Source organism: Paenibacillus sp. FSL H3-0333, assembly GCF_038002805.1.
GTDB lineage: Bacteria > Bacillota > Bacilli > Paenibacillales > Paenibacillaceae > Paenibacillus_AQ > Paenibacillus_AQ silagei.
In genome coordinates this window covers 4590058-4606474 of sequence record NZ_JBBODG010000001.1, presented here as the reverse complement: position 1 = coordinate 4606474, position 16417 = coordinate 4590058, and the positions used below count along the sequence as shown (strand labels likewise).

Annotated in this window: 11 protein-coding genes; all 11 read left to right on the top strand. The window is 53.4% G+C overall.

Translation table 11 applies throughout. The features are described 5' to 3' along the window. The first annotated feature begins 206 nt into the window (after positions 1–206). The 11 genes from MHH78_RS20580 (at position 207) to kdpB (ending at position 16396) form a co-directional block, all read left to right on the top strand. Complete coding sequence (locus MHH78_RS20580) at positions 207–4133, top strand: discoidin domain-containing protein (RefSeq protein WP_341168643.1); 3927 nt, start codon at positions 207–209, stop codon at positions 4131–4133. A 162-nt stretch (positions 4134–4295) separates the two neighbouring features. Beyond that, positions 4296–5885 (top strand): peptide ABC transporter substrate-binding protein, encoded by a 1590-nt coding sequence (locus MHH78_RS20575; RefSeq protein WP_341168642.1) that lies wholly within the window; start codon positions 4296–4298, stop codon positions 5883–5885. 232 nt (positions 5886–6117) lie between these two features. Continuing rightward, complete coding sequence (locus MHH78_RS20570) at positions 6118–6888, top strand: flavodoxin family protein (protein WP_341168641.1); 771 nt, start codon at positions 6118–6120, stop codon at positions 6886–6888. A 57-nt stretch (positions 6889–6945) separates the two neighbouring features. After that, positions 6946–7368 carry an FMN-binding protein gene (locus MHH78_RS20565; RefSeq protein WP_076075709.1) on the top strand — a complete coding sequence of 141 codons (423 nt, stop codon included), beginning with the start codon at positions 6946–6948 and terminating at the stop codon, positions 7366–7368. Positions 7369–7442: 74 nt separating this feature from the next. Beyond that, positions 7443–8282, top strand: a complete 840-nt coding sequence (locus MHH78_RS20560) for an RCC1 domain-containing protein (protein ID WP_341168640.1) — start codon at positions 7443–7445, stop codon at positions 8280–8282. A 133-nt stretch (positions 8283–8415) separates the two neighbouring features. Beyond that, complete coding sequence (locus MHH78_RS20555) at positions 8416–11076, top strand: sensor histidine kinase KdpD (protein WP_341168639.1); 2661 nt, start codon at positions 8416–8418, stop codon at positions 11074–11076. Next, on the top strand, positions 11069–11785 hold the full coding sequence (locus tag MHH78_RS20550) for a response regulator (protein ID WP_076075684.1): 717 nt from the start codon (positions 11069–11071) through the stop codon (positions 11783–11785). Before MHH78_RS20555 ends, MHH78_RS20550 begins: the two co-directional genes overlap by 8 nt. A 219-nt stretch (positions 11786–12004) precedes the next feature. Further along, the gene (locus MHH78_RS20545) at positions 12005–12340 is read left to right on the top strand and encodes a hypothetical protein (protein ID WP_341168638.1); all 336 of its coding nucleotides are present in this window, start codon (positions 12005–12007) and stop codon (positions 12338–12340) included. 230 nt (positions 12341–12570) lie between these two features. Continuing rightward, a complete protein-coding gene (locus tag MHH78_RS33965; protein ID WP_076154139.1) occupies positions 12571–12648 on the top strand; it encodes a potassium-transporting ATPase subunit F in 78 nt (25 codons plus the stop codon). Positions 12649–12667: 19 nt separating this feature from the next. Beyond that, positions 12668–14344: a potassium-transporting ATPase subunit KdpA gene (gene kdpA / locus MHH78_RS20540; RefSeq protein WP_341168637.1), complete on the top strand. Its 1677-nt coding sequence runs from the start codon at positions 12668–12670 to the stop codon at positions 14342–14344. 18 nt (positions 14345–14362) lie between these two features. After that, positions 14363–16396, top strand: a complete 2034-nt coding sequence (gene kdpB, locus MHH78_RS20535; RefSeq protein ID WP_341168636.1) for a potassium-transporting ATPase subunit KdpB — start codon at positions 14363–14365, stop codon at positions 16394–16396. Positions 16397–16417 lie beyond the last annotated feature (21 nt).

Here is a 16417-nt window from a genome sequence, read left to right as displayed (position 1 = left end):
AATGATCAGTTTCATTGAATCACCTATCTTTTCCGTAGAAATAGCTCTTAAAGAGTGCTCTGCATTAAACCTATAATGAGTGTGTATTGCAGAGAGGGGAGGGTGTGCAGAGTTATTCTTCAATTTTGTAATCGTTGTAATCGCTATCATTAGAGGGCTGTGAATATCACTGTGTGTCGTTCCACATCAGATTAAGGAGGAATAGAATGCGCAACAAGTACGTTACATGGTCACTTGTAGTTACGCTGCTCATCTCCACGCTCTTCATGGCGGCTGGACCGCTTACCCGTTCGTCGGCAGCGGGCGGACCGAATCTTGCACTTAACAAAACCATTACCGCCAGCGGGCAATCCCAGAATTATACGCCGGATAACGTTAAGGACAGTAATCAGAATACGTATTGGGAGAGCGCAAATGATGCTTTTCCAGGGTGGATTCAGGTCGATCTGGGTGCGCTCACCAGTATTGACCAGCTTGTATTGAAGTTACCAGTCATCTGGGAGGCGCGGACGCAGACACTGGCTGTTCAGGGAAGTACGAACGGCTCTACCTTCACGGATATCGTTGCTTCGGCCGCATATGTCTTCAACCCTACGGTGGGGAACAACAGTGTCACGGTGAGCTTCACCGCTGCCAGCACGCGTTATGTCCGTCTATTGTTCAGTGCGAATACTGCTTGGCCTGCGGGCCAATTGTCCGAGCTTGAAATCTACGGAGCAAGCATCCCAACTTCTGTCCCTACAGCGGGACCTACTGCATCACCTGTTCCAGAAGGTACCTATGAAGCGGAAAACGCTACACTCTCCGGGGGCGCAAAAGTGAACACGGACCATGCCGGATACTCCGGCACAGGCTTTGTGGACAACTATCTGACCCAAGGTCCGGCTACCACTTTCTCGGTCAATGTACCTGCGGCGGGTACACGGAACGTTACGCTGAAGTATGCCAATGCAAGCGGAAGCGACAAGACGATCAGTATCTACGTGAACGGAGTTAAGCAGCGCCAGACCACCTTGCCGAACCTGGCGAACTGGGACACTTGGAGCACGAAGGCTGAAGCCCTCCCACTGAATGCTGGCAGTAATAGCATTGCTTACAAATACGATGCAGGGGATACGGGCAACGTTAATTTGGATCTAATTACGGTAGCATCTGCAATCATTGCTACACCTGTACCTACATCTACAGTAGCTCCAACAACTGCCCCTACACCAACGCCAACGCCGGTAACTACCCCTGCCCCTACAGCTACGGTGGCACCAACTTCCGCACCAACACCAGCACCGACAGCAACACCGGTGCCTACACCAACGGTGTCCCCTGGAGGTAACATCGCCATTGGTAAGGCGATCAGTGCATCCTCCAACACACAGAATTTCATTGCCGGTAATGCCAACGATAACAACACGGCTACTTACTGGGAAGGCAGCGGGAATCCCAGCACCCTTACGCTTGACCTTGGAGCCAATCATAATATCACTTCCATTGTGCTGAAGCTGAATCCGGCTGTCGAATGGGCAACCCGGACGCAGAATATTCAAGTAATGGGACACAATCAGAATTTAACAACCTTCAGCAATCTGGTTGCCGCCCAGAACTATACCTTCAATCCGGCATCTGGCAACACGGTGACCATCCCCGTGACGGCAACCGTTAAGCGGCTTCAGCTTGCTATCGCCGCCAATTCCGGTGCACCGGCCGGACAGATCGCTGAATTCCAGGTATTCGGCACACCGGCAGCGAACCCGGATCTGACGATTACTGGTATGAGCTGGACTCCTGCTTCTCCGGTGGAGACGGGCAACGTAACTCTGAATGCTGTAGTGAAGAACATTGGCAATGCCGCAGCGGCAGCCACCACTGTCAATTTCTACTTGAACAACGAACTGGCGGGTTCGGCTCCAGTAGCGGCGTTGGCAGCAGGAGCTTCGGCATCCGTCTCCTACAATGCAGGGACGCTAACAGCTGGTACTTATCCGCTCAGTGCCAAGGTAGATGAGGCGGGCCAGATTATTGAGCAGAACGAAAGCAACAACAGCTACACTAATCCTGCTTCCCTGGTCATTGCTCCTGTCTCCAGCTCCGACCTGACCGGAACGACCTCCTGGTCACCGGGAACACCGGCTGCGGGGAGTAACGTAGCCTTCACCGTCAGTCTCAAAAATCAGGGCAATCTTGCTTCCGCAGGCGGTGCCCATGGAATAACTGTAGCCTTGAAGAATGCCGCAGGCTCTACCGTGCAGACCTTCATGGGCTCCTACACCGGCGTAATCGCAGCCGGGGCTTCGGTTGAGGTGTCTCTCCCTGGCACCTGGAGTGCAGTGAACGGCAATTATACGGTCACTACAACCATTGCCGCAGATGCCAATGAGGTGACATCCAAGCAGGCCAATAATGTGAACACTGTGAACCTGGTTGTATATGCTTTGCGCGGCGCAAGTGTTCCGTACAGCCGGTACGATACACAGGACGCAACCCGCGGAGGCTCGGCCGCGCTGAGATCCGCACCGAATTTCGATCAGACGCTGATTGCCTCCGAGGCTTCGGGTCAGAACTATGTGGCCCTGCCGTCTAACGGAGCTTATGCACAGTGGACAGTGAGAGCGGGGCAAGGCGGTGCCGGAGTCACCATGAGATTCACGATGCCGGATTCGGCAGACGGAATGGGTCTTACCGGTGCGCTTGACGTATACGTGAATGGAACCAAGGCCAAAACCATTCCGCTCACCTCCTATTACTCCTGGCAGTACTTCTCCGGCGACCAACCTGGTGATGCTCCAAGTGCTGGACGTCCGCTATTCCGGTTCGATGAAGTTCATTGGAAGATGGATACACCACTTCAGCCCGGTGACACGATCCGTATTCAGAAGAACAACGGAGACAGCCTTGAATACGGGGTGGATTTCCTGGAGATTGAACCTGTACCGGCAGCCATTGCCCGTCCGGCCAACTCAGTGTCGGTCACCGATTACGGCGCAGTGGCAGGAGACGGACAGGACGACCTGGCCGCCTTCAACAGTGCGGTTACAGCCGCCGTCACCAGCGGGAAATCTCTATATATTCCGGCTGGAACTTTTAATCTGAGCAGCATGTGGGTCATTGGCTCGGTCAGCAACATGATCAACAACTTCACGGTCACCGGTGCAGGTTATTGGCACACCAATCTGCAATTCACCAATCCGAATGTAGCCGGGGGAGGAATCTCCTTCCGCGTTCAAGGCAAGCTGGATTTCAGCAATGTCTATATGAACTCGAATCTGAGATCCCGGTACAATCAGAATGCCATCTATAAAGGCCTGATGGATAACTTCGGCAACAATTCGGTCATCCATGACGTATGGATTGAGCATTTTGAGTGTGGCATGTGGGTGGGGGATTATGCGCGGACGCCGGCGATTTTTGCGAACAATCTGCTTGTAGAGAACAGCCGCATCCGCAACAATCTGGCGGACGGCATCAACTTCTCCCAAGGGACCAGCAATTCTACTGTCCGCAATACCAATGTGCGCAATAACGGGGACGACGGACTGGCCGTCTGGCCGAGCAATACGTTCGGGGCGCCGGATGGGGTGAATAACACTTTTTCGTACAATACGATTGAGAATAACTGGCGGGCCGGCGCTATCGGTATCTTCGGGGGCAGCGGTCACAAGGCGGATCACAACTACATTATCGACACGGTGGGCGGCTCCGGTATCCGGCTGAATACGACCTTCCCGGGGGCGCATTTCAACAGCAATACGGGGATGATTTTCTCGGATACGACGATTATTAACAGCGGCACCAGCCGTGACTTGTATGACGGTGAACGCGGTGCGATTGATCTCGAAGCTTCGAGTGACCCGATCAAGAACGTTACCTTCACCAACATCGACATCATCAACACCCAGCGCGATGCGATCCAATTCGGATACGGCGGCGGCTTCTCAGGTATCGTATTTAACAACATTAACATTAACGGCACCGGTCTCGATGGAGTAACCACTTCACGATTCTCCGGCGCCCATAAGGGAGCGGCAATCTACACGTATACCGGCAACGGCTCGGCGACCTTCAACAACCTGACGACCAGCAATATTGCGTATCCAAGCTTGTATTATATTCAGAGCGGGTTTGGGCTGTTGATTCAGTAGCCTAGAGATAGACAGGGGAGGGGCCTAAGTGGCTCCTCTTTTTGTGTAATCTTTTCATAGTAATTTCATATTTGCTTTCGATTTTTTGCGACAGCATTACAGCATCTCTGCATGTTATTCTATTCATTAAGTACATAATGACTTTACAAAGGGGAAACGTTGATGAAAAGGTTGCTTTATATCATTTTGGCAGTAGGTTTAATGATGAGTGTAACGCTCACGGGAGGGGCAGGTACTTCATCTGCTGCACAAGCTAATAAGGTATTGCGTATCGGTCTGGGAAGTCTTCCTGATCAGCTTGATCCGGCAGCAGCTGCGGATGACAGCACAGTGACAGTTCTCAAAGGGTTATTTGAAGGACTGGTCCGGTTGAATGCGGCTGGTCAGGCCGTTCCGGCAATAGCAAAATCATGGACCCTCTCGAAGGATGGCAGAACGTATACCTTTGCGCTTCGCGGGGATGCGAAATGGAGCAACGGGCAGCAGGTGCTGGCCTCGGACTTCGAGTATGCCTGGAAGCGGGCGCTGGCTCCGGAAGCCAAGAATGTCTACGCTTTTAATATGTACATGATTAATAATGCGCAGAACTACAACGAGGGACTTCTGAAGGATACCTCCAAAATCGGCGTAAAGGCATTGAATAACACCACACTACAGGTCACATTAAAGGAGAAAACTTCCTATTTCATCCAACTGCTCGCAGAGAGCATCTATTATCCGGTGTACGCTAAGACTGCGAAGGCCAACAACCAATGGGCAACAGACCTTAAGTCTATGGTAACCAATGGTCCCTTCAAGCTCAAGACATGGAAGAATAATGAGATTTCTATAGTTAAAAACCCTGCTTATTATGCGGCCCAAGAAATTAAGCTGCCGGAGGTACGTCTGCTGCTGCCTGAGAATCCGACAGTCGCTTATATGGACAAGGAGGTTGACTGGGTTGGAGGCGGAGGGGTGGAATCAGTGGATTATACATCTTTAGATAGCGCATCTTACCGCGACCTGCATGAAGGGCCGTATGCTTCCAACTATTTTTATCAATTCAATCTGACTAAGCCGCCGTTTGACAATCTGAAGATCCGCCAGGCATTGGCGATGGCGATTGACCGTGAAGCCTTGCGTTACGGCAATCCGGCGTTTGGATTTGTGCCGCCAAGTATTCATGGGACCCAGTTGAATTTCCGCACAGAGATGTCGGACAAGATGTACTTTCATGAGGATGTGGCGGCGGCCAAGCAATTACTGAAGGAAGGCATGAGAGAAGCGGGACTCACCAAGATCCCCAGCTTCACTATTATTGTGAATGAATATATCAATCATGACGTTATCGCAAGTAAAGTGATCAAGGACTGGCAAAAGAACTTAGGCATTGAAGCAAGTGTAGAAATCCAAAGCTTCGAGGAACTGCTGGATAATCGTATACATCAGAACTATGCTATAGCAAGAGCGGGATGGAGCGCTGATTTCAATGATCCGGCCTCGATGCTGGAGCTGTTCAGTTCACAGAATGTCTCCAATGATACAGGGTGGAGCAATACAGCGTATGACCGTTATATGCAGCAAGCCCGGCAGGCGGCCGACCCCGGCACGCGTATGCAGATCTATGCCACGGCCGAACAGCTGCTCATGAATCAAATGGCAGTTATTCCGCTGTTTTACACTGTGACTGATTATTTGAGTCATCCTAATATCAAAAATGTATATGTTGACTATGACGGGTCCATAGCTTTCACAAGAGGCTCGTGGCGGTGAAAAACGTTTAGAATACAAGGATCAGGAGGCCATGAGCAGATTGCTGCTTGTGGCTTCTTTCTTTTGGCCCGGAAGCTCTTCACCAATCGTTCAAAATCAAGCCGTGTCCGTACAGACAACAGCGCATATCTATGTTAATATACATTATGAATGAATTATAAAATATTCATTCATGAACTGCTCAGGTATCAAGTGGAGTCACTATTTTGTATTCTATTCTGGAGGGACAATCATGAAGAAGGTCATCGCAATCATCGGCAATCAGCAAAAGAACAATACGTACAGAGCGGTCCGTGAGTTTGAAGCACAGCTCCGAACCTACGGGGAGATTGAGTTTGAATACATTTTCCTCAAGGACTATAGGTTGAAGTTCTGCCGGGGCTGCAAAACCTGTTTCAGTAAGGGCGAAGAATATTGTCCGCTCAAAGATGACCGGGATGTGCTGATCGAGAAACTGGAGCGTGCGGACGGTGTGATTATGGCGACTCCCAATTATGCGTTCCATGTCTCGGCATCGATGAAGAATCTGCTGGACCGGCTGGCGTATGTGTTCCATCGGCCCCAGTTCTTCGGCAAGACCTATACGTCGATCGTCAATCAGGGGATTCACGGCGGGAATGCGATTGTCAAATATCTTAGCCGTATGGGAGAGAATCTGGGTTTCCAGGTTACCAAAGGGTGTGTGCTTAGTACGATGGAGCCAGTGACCACAGCAGCCGCGCAGAAAAATGCAGTGAGAATCCGCAAGTCTGCGGCCCGCTTCTACAAAGGACTGATGCGTCCGGCACCGCCGGCTCCCACATTGTTCCGCTTGCTGATGTTCCGGCTGTCCCGGACCAGTATTCAGCATATGCTGGATGAGCGGTCGAAGGATTACCGGCATTACCGGGCTAACGGCTGGTTTGAAGCGGCGTATTATTATCCGGTCTCACTCAGTCCTGTCAAGAGCTTGGCCGGGCATCTGTTCGACAGAATCGGTAAAAGAATGGCTAAACGCGCTTAATAATGAATGAACACAAATATATTCATTCACGACGAGGGGTTTAAGAGGAGGGTCAACATGAAAAAGAAGTGGAAACGCAACCTGTTGCTGCTGTGCCTAACCGCGATTCTCGTGGGACTAATCGGTTCAGGCGCGGCCTTGCTCTATACAGAGAAAGAGCGCCGTGAAGCGCGGAATGTAGAGATTGATCAAGTGAACTTCAACAAGCTGCATGCAGGTGAGTTTGCAGGTGAATATGCTGGCGGAATGTATAAATGGAGGGCGAATAAGGTGCTAGTTACCGTCACGGCGCACAAAGTTACAGCGATCCAGCTCCTGGAGCATGCGGAGAATCAGTCTACCGTGTCTGCAGATGAATTATTTGACAGAGTGATCCAGGCTCAATCGCTTCAGGTAGACAGCATCAGCGGTGCCACGCTTACAAGCAAAGCCTATCTCAAGGCCATAGAGAATGCCCTTCACAAGAGCGTTGAAATGTAACAAATATTTTGCAATACTAGCAATACCATTATGTGATCCTTACGCGAAAAAGAAACCAAAGGAGCAACATCCATATGCATACTGACTCATTATCCGCCATCGCGGCGGGATACCGCCATTCTGTTCTGCTCTTGCCGGACGGAACCGCGCGGGCTTGCGGCGAAAATACATACGGGCAATGCGAGGTAAGCGGCTGGCGTAATATAATTGCGGTTGCAGCGGGCAATGCTCATACAGGGAATTCGCATACAGTAGGGCTAAGATCGGATGGAACGGTGATCGCTGCAGGCTGGAATAAGCATGATCAATGCAACGTGGGCGATTGGTACAATATCGTTGCGGTTGCGGCAGGCTGGCGGCGTACGGTTGGGCTGAAGGCAGACGGGACGGTGGTTGCGGCGGGAAGAAACAACGAGGGTCAATGTGAAGTCAGTGGCTGGTCGGATATCGTTGCGGTTACCGCAGGAGACTGGCACACAGTTGGACTCAAGGCCGATGGTACGGCTATTACAGCGGGGAACAACCGCTATGGGCAGCGGAATGTGAATGGCTGGCAGGAGCTGACGATGATCGCAGCGGGTTATCTTCATACGACCGGTCTTAGAGCAGACGGCACAGTAGAAGCTACAGGTCTGAATAAGCGCGGACAAGGTGAAGTAGGCGGCTGGCGCAAGATTAAGGCCATCGCGGCTGGCAGTCATCATACGGTAGGCCTTCAATGGGATGGTACGGTGACGGCTACAGGCTGGAATGATTACGGCCAATGTGAGGTAAGCGGCTGGACGGATATTGTTGCCATTGCGGCAGGCTGCACCCACACGCTCGGTCTACAGAAGGATGGCACAGTGGTTACGGCGGGGAGTAATGCGTATGGGCAATGTGATACAGCGCTGCTGCATGGTCGATCATCTTAATGCAATCTTAATGCCACAGCCGAATCCATAATACTATGCTCATTATGCACATGCTATACTGACGCTAGAGTGTATAATGGCTGGGAGAAATCCATGGAACCATGAGGTTCATAAGAGGAAAGGAAACCTTCGGATGACAGGGCAGATTACGGCAGAGAAACGGCGCGGCCGGCTGAAAATATTCTTCGGATATGTACCGGGAGCAGGGAAGACCCGGGCGATGCTGGAGGCTGCCCATGTGGAGCAGAAGAACGGCCAACAGGTGCTGGCGGGCTACATTGAAGCCCATGACAGAGCAGATATAGCGGAGCTTATTAACGGACTGGAGCTGTTGCCGCCGCTGGACATTCCTGTAAACGGGACCATCCGGCGGGAATTCGATCTGGACCAGGCGATCCGCAGGAGGCCGGACTTGATTTTACTGGATGAGTTGGCCCACATCAATGCTCCGGGTGTACGCCACAAGCGGCGGGTTCAGGATATGGAGGAGCTGCTGCGCGCGGGAATAGATGTCTACACTACGGTTAGTATAGAACAGCTGGAAAGTATGACCGATGTTGTAGCATCCACGACCGGAATGGCTGAGCCAGCGCGTATTCCCGACAGTGTGTTCGAGCGTGCGGACCAGGTCGAGTTCATTGATATCAGTCCGGACATTTGGCTGAAGCGTCTGCATGAGGGGCGAATCTTTTCCACGGAGCAGCTCCGGCAGGAGGCCGGTGATCTGTACACTCCCCAGAAGCTGATCGCTTTGCGGGAATTGGCTCAACGGTACAGGGCGGATCAATTCAAACGTTATGAGGGCAAGTTAGGAGAACGGGCAGTGGAAGCCAACTTGTACAGCAGAGAACATATCTTGGTCTGCCTGTCGTCGGCAATATCCAACAAGAAGGTTATCCGCACAGCGGCGAGAATGGCCGAAGATTTACAGGGGGAATTCACTGCTCTCTACGTGGAGACCTCTCGAACGAAAGAGTTAACGGCAAGGAACAAGTCGGAGCTGCGGGAGAATCTGCGGCTGGCCGAACAGCTTAATGCGCAGGTTGCCACTGTCTACGGGGAGGATGTGCCGGCACAGATCGCCGAATATGCCAAAACCAGCCGGGTCTCCAAAATCATCCTGGGCCGGTCGCAGAATCGCAGCCGCTGGTCCGTCGGTTCGGGTTTCGTAGATAAACTGACGGCTGCTGCCCCGAATATCGACATCTATATCATCCCGGATCAAGAGTCTGCCTTGCAATCCAAAATTCCGCAATATGCCAGACCTCCGCTTCTCACCCTGGCTGATACGGGCAAAACTCTGGGGATTCTGCTGGTCTGCACGATCATCGGGTTGTGGTTCAAGGTGCTCGGCTTCAGTGAAGCGAACATTATCACCGTCTATATTCTGGGTGTTCTATTGGATGCGATGGTTACAAAAGGACGGCTGTACAGCGCGGTGACATCGATTTTGAGCGTGCTGGTCTTTAACTATTTTTTCACTGAGCCATATTTCTCGCTTCAGGCCTATGACTCGGGGTATCCGGTGACCTTCCTCGTCATGCTGGCCGCCTCGTTCATCACCAGTACGTTGACGTTGCGGGTGAAGGAGCAGGCCAGAGAATCGGCGCAAAAAGCCTACCGCACCGAGGTGCTCCTGGAGACCAGCCGGAAGCTGCAGCAGGCCAAAGACACGCCCGCCATTCTGAGCGAGACCGCGCTGCAAATGCTCAAGCTGCTGGACCGGAGCATCATCATCTATGAGGTTGTGGACGATGGGCTCTCGGAGCCGCTGCTGTACAACAAGGATGGAAGTACGATTGACGCTCAAAAGGCTAAGCTGGAAGCGGAACGCGAGGTAGCGGAATGGGTGCTGAGGAACAATAAACGGGCCGGAGCGTCTACCGATACCTTCTCGGCGGCCCAATGTCTGTATCATGCGGTAAGGAGTGGTGATACAGTGTTTGCGGTGGCAGGTATTGTGATGCAGCAGGAAGAGCCGCTGGAAGTATTCGAGTCAAGTCTGATGATTGCCATGCTAGGCGAATGCGCCCTCGCGCTGGAGAAAGACAAGCTGAATGAGCTGCAAAAAGAAAGCTCCCTGCAAATCCGGCAGGAACAGCTGCGCGCCAATCTGCTGCGCGGCATCTCGCATGATCTGCGCACGCCGCTTACGAGTATATCCGGTAACGCGGGTATCCTGATCGGCAATTCGGCGGTGCTGAGCGAGGAGCAGAAGCAGGAGCTGTACAGCGATATTTATGACGATTCGATCTGGCTGATCAATCTGGTGGAGAATCTGCTGTCGATTACGCGGATTGATAACGGTGCGCTTCATTTGAACTTTCAGGCGGAGCTGCTGGAGGAAGTGATCGCGGAAGCGCTGCTGCATGTGAACCGCAACAAGGAGGATCATGTGATCCGGGTGGTGCTCGAAGAGGAACTGCTGATGGCCCGGATGGATTCACGGCTGATCATTCAGGTGATCATCAACCTGGTGGATAATGCGATTAAGTACAGCGGGTCGGGTTCACATATTACCCTATCCGCCAGACAGGAGAAGGGGCTTGTAGTGGTCGAGGTTGCTGACGATGGGCCGGGAATATCCCCAGAAGCGAAGGCCAAGGTGTTCGAAATGTTCTATACGGCGGACAATGTGCGGGGAGATGGCAGGCGCGGTCTGGGCCTGGGCCTTGCGCTCTGCAAATCAATTATTCATGCCCATGGCGGGCATATTGAAGTACAAGATCATGCACCGCAGGGAACGGTCTTCCGCTTCACCCTGCTGGCAGAGGAGGTGAATGTCCATGAATAAACCCATGATTCTGGTCGTCGAAGATGACAAGCCGATCCGCAAGCTGATTACCACAACACTGGAGACTCAGGGCTATAAATACCATACGGCGGAGACGGGGGAGGCTTCTATCCTGGAGGCGGTATCCAGTCAGCCGGATCTGATGATTCTGGATCTCGGTCTGCCTGATATGGACGGCGTTGATATTATCAAGAAGATTCGTGCCTGGTCGAACCTTCCGATCATCGTGGTCAGTGCCCGCAGCGAGGACCGCGACAAGATCGAAGCGCTGGATGCCGGAGCCGATGATTATCTGACCAAGCCCTTCAGCGTGGAGGAGCTGCTCGCCCGGCTGCGGGTCAGTCTGCGGCGAATCCGGGGGGACAGCGAGAAGCTGATGAAGGATTCGGCCTTTTTTGCGAACGGAAATCTGCGGATTGACTATGCTGCGGGCTGTGTCTGGCTGGACAATGATGAGATCCACCTGACGCCGATTGAATATAAGCTGCTGTGTCTGCTGGCGAAGAATGTCGGCAAGGTCCTGACCCATAATTATATCCTGCATGAAATCTGGGGCAGTCCTACGTATGATATTCCGGCGCTCCGTGTGTTCATGGCTACGCTCCGCAAGAAGATTGAGCGCAGCCCTTCCCAGCCCAAGGTGATCCAGACCCATATCGGTGTGGGCTACCGGATGCTGCAGGCGGGAGACGACAGCCGAGTGATTTGAAACGGCTTACGGAAGCCGTATAGAGTGTATCATAGTGTTCCTAACCATGCCTGTGCGGGCATGGTTTTTTTGCCTTTCCGGCGGCTGGTGCGAGCGCGGCTGGAGCGGCGTTCCGGCGGTATTTTAACGTAATCTTAATCTGTAGAACCAAACCCTAATCCTGAACTAATGGCGGGAGTGGTACGCTGAATTCTGAAGTTAACATACTGGAGAGAAGGCATGGAGATGGATGTGTGGATGAGAAATATCGGATGGGTGACGGTGCTGACGGCGCTGCTGGTGCTGATCAAGCGGCATTATGACCGGATCGATCTGCTGCAAGAGTGGACCTATGAGAATAGCGGGGTGTACGCTGCGGCATACCAGTTTGCCTGCGGGGCTTCGGCCCGTGAGGTCAGTGAGCTGCTTGTGACCAGCTTCGAGTTCGATCGTCAGGAGACGGAAGTGATCCTTGCCTGGGCGCTCCCGCACCGGATGGAAACGGACGGGGGTTATGGTGCTTTTATCGGGGCGGTCAACAGGGTGCTGGGTGAAGAGATTTACCATTCCTTCTGAAGTCTTAATACAATCTTAATGCGCCTGAGGAAACCCTTACCCTGAACTAATGGGAGAAATGATACGCTAGACCGGAAGTTACAAGAGAGAGAGATTACCATAAGGTGAGGAGTGGCAAAGACGATGATGGATGTGTATATGACGGCAATGCTGGCAGCGATATTCACGGTATTCTATGCGTTTGTACAATGGTGCAGCCGTGTGACCGATGAGCAAGGGGGGACGGAGTAATGGCAGTTGTCCTCGCAGCTACTGCGCTGCTGTTTCTGTATTTGGGCTATGCTTTGATTCATCCTGAAAAATTCTAACTACTTAGGAGGGCCATCCGTGGGGATTGTGCAGATTATAGTCGTCATCTTAATACTCGTACTGCTGGTGAAGCCGGTGGGCACTTATCTATATCATGTATTCTCGAATGAACCGAACCGGACAGACCGGGTATTCGGCGCAGCGGAGAAAGGGATTTATCGTCTGATCGGGCTGAAGCAGCGGGGCGGGATGTCCTGGAAGAAATATGCGCTCAGCTTCATTGTAACGAACATTGTATTGGTGGTATTCAGTTATCTCTTTCTGCGGCTGCAAAAGGGGCTTCCGCTCAACCCGAACGGGATCGGCAATATGGAAGAGACGCTCACCTTCAATACGGTAATCAGCTTCATGACTAATACGAACCTCCAGCATTACAGCGGGGAGAGCGGCGTGTCCTACTTCTCACAGATGGCGGTCATAACGATGCTGATGTTCACCTCGGCGGCCAGCGGCTTCTCGGTCGCGGTTGCTTTTGTCAGAGGGATTACGGGCCGCCGCTCGGTAGGGAACTTCTTCGAGGACTTCGTCAAAGCGCATATCCGGATCTTCATTCCGCTGGCGCTGCTTGTAACAATGACGCTTGTAGCGCTTCATGTGCCACAGACCCTGAAGCCTACGCTGGAAGTCACCACGCTTGAAGGGCAGACCCAGCAGATTGCTATCGGTCCGGTGGCCTCCCTAGAGTCCATTAAGCACATCGGCACGAACGGCGGGGGCTTCTTCGGAGCAAACTCGGCCCATCCTTTTGAGAATCCGGGTCCGCTGAGCAATGTGCTCGAGATCCTCTCCATGTGGCTGCTGCCCGCATCTCTGCCGTATATGTACGGGAAGTTCGCCGGGAATAAGCGGCAGGGCTGGATGATTTTTGGCGCGATGATGACGCTGTTCGTGGTGTTGCTGGGAGTGAATTACGCTGCGGAAAGGGCGGGCAACCCGGCGATTAATGCCATGGGGATAGATGCTTCACAGGGCAGTATGGAGGGAAAAGAGGTCCGGTTCGGCATCGCACAGTCGGCGCTGTTCACCACCGTTACAACGGCGGCCACCACCGGCAGTGTGAACAATATGCATGATACGCTGACGCCGCTTGGCAGTATTACCCCGCTGACCCTCATGATGCTGAATAACGTGTTCGGCGGCAAAGGTGTCGGGCTGATCAATATGCTCATGTATGCGATCCTCGGCGTGTTCCTCTGCGGGCTGATGGTGGGCCGGACGCCGGAGTTCCTGGGCCGCAAGATTGAAGCGCGGGAGATGAAGCTGATCGCCATCGCGATTCTGATTCATCCGCTGATTATTCTGGTGCCGACGGCGGGGGCTTTTCTGACGGAGCTCGGTAAAGGAAGTATCAGCAACCCCGGCTTCCATGGAATGACCCAGGTGCTGTATGAATACGTATCGTCTGCGGCGAATAACGGCTCGGGCTTCGAAGGGCTGGCGGATAATACCTCCTTCTGGAATATCACCACCGGTGTGGTCATGCTGCTGGGCCGGTATGTCTCAATGATCGCCATGCTGGCGGTTGCCGGTTCCCTGCTGCGCAAGAAGCCGGTGCCGGAGACCATTGGAACCTTCCGCACGGATAACGGGCTGTTCACTGGTATTCTGATCGGTACGGTGCTGATTATCGGCGCGCTGACCTTCCTGCCGGTGATTGTCCTCGGTCCGGTTGCAGAATATTTGACTTTACGGTAGGGAGAGGGAGAGAAGAGAATGAGTACTATACACAGAAAGAAGCTGCTGACGGGTCCCATCCTGCTAAGTGCTGCCAAGGATAGTCTGGTGAAGCTGAACCCGGTGACGCTAATGAAGAATCCGGTCATGTTCGTCGTGGAGGTAGGGACGGTTATCGTATTGCTTATGGTGCTGGCGCCGGGGTATTTCCATGCGGAGCATGCGGTAGGCTTCAATATTACCGTGTTCTTCATCCTGCTGTTTACCGTGCTGTTTGCTAACTTCGCAGAAGCGCTGGCGGAGGGCCGGGGCAAGGCACAAGCCGATTCGCTCAAAAAAACCAAGCAGGACATCACCGCCAATAAGCTGACGGGATCAGTGGTCAAGCAGGTGCCGGCCTCTGAGCTGCGCAAAGGCGATATCGTGGTCGTCAGCCAGGGCGAACTGATTCCCGGCGACGGGGAAGTGACCGAGGGGCTGGCTTCTGTGGACGAATCGGCCATCACCGGGGAGTCGGCTCCGGTCATTAAGGAAGCCGGAGGCGACTTCGGCTCCGTGACCGGCGGTACCCGGGTAGTCAGCGACCAGATCAAGGTGCGGATCACCAGTGATCCGGGGGAATCGTTCCTGGACCGGATGATCTCGCTGGTCGAAGGGGCGAAGCGCCAGAAGACACCGAATGAGATTGCTCTGAACACGCTGCTGATCAGCCTCACGATTATTTTCCTGATTGTCGTCGTCACCCTGCGTCCCATCGCGGATTATATCGGGGTGAAGCTGGAGATTCCGGTCATGATTGCACTGCTCGTCTGCCTGATTCCGACCACCATCGGCGGGCTGCTGTCGGCCATCGGGATTGCGGGAATGGACCGGGTGACGCAGTTCAACGTCCTGGCGATGTCCGGGAAGGCGGTGGAAGCTGCCGGGGATATCAACACGATGATTCTGGATAAGACGGGGACGATTACCTTCGGCAACCGGATGGCCAGTGAGTTCGTAGCGGTAGGCGAAGTAACTGTAGCCGAGCTGGCGGCCTGGGCGGCGGTCAGCTCACTGAAGGATGAGACGCCCGAAGGACGCTCTGTCCTGGAGCTGGCGAAGAAGCTGGAGCTTCAGTATGACAGCAGCCTCGCGGACGGCGGGGAGTTCATTGAGTTCAAGGCAGAGACCCGGATGAGCGGGATGGATCTGCGGGACGGACGCTCTGTGCGCAAGGGAGCGGTCGACTCCGTGAAGAAGTGGGTGCTGTCGCAAGGCGGTGCCGTACCGACCGATCTGGACAGCAACTCGGATGCTATCGCCCGGCTGGGCGGCACTCCGCTCGCGGTTGCTGTAGATAACCGGATCTTCGGGCTAATCTATCTGAAAGATACCGTTAAGCCCGGGATGAAGGAGCGCTTCGACGAGCTGCGCAGCATGGGGATCAAGACGATTATGTGTACCGGGGATAACCCGCTGACCGCCGCCACGATTGCCCGTGAAGCCGGGGTCGATGATTTTATAGCTGAGAGTACTCCGGAGGATAAAATTGCGGTGATCCGCCGGGAGCAGAACGAGGGCAAGCTGGTCGCCATGACCGGGGATGGAACGAACGACGCTCCCGCGCTGGCCCAGGCCGATGTGGGGCTGGCGATGAACAGCGGGACAACTGCTGCCAAGGAAGCGGCCAATATGGTGGATCTGGATTCTGATCCGTCCAAGATCATCGAGGTTGTAGCCATCGGGAAGCAGCTCCTTATGACGCGCGGGGCGCTGACCACCTTCAGCATCGCTAACGATATTGCCAAGTATTTCGCCATCATTCCGGCGATGTTCACGCTCGCAATTCCTGAGATGGAAGCCCTGAACATCATGGGTCTAGGGTCCCCAAGCTCCGCTATTATTTCGGCGCTGATCTTCAACGCGATTATCATCCCGCTGCTGATTCCGCTCGCTATGCGCGGGGTCTCCTATAAGCCGATGAGTTCGACCAGACTACTGACGCGCAACATTGTCATCTATGGTCTGGGCGGAGTCGCTGTTCCATTCGCCGGCATCAAGCTGATTGATATGCTCGTCAGTATATGGATCTAGGGGTCCGGCAGACGATTGAAT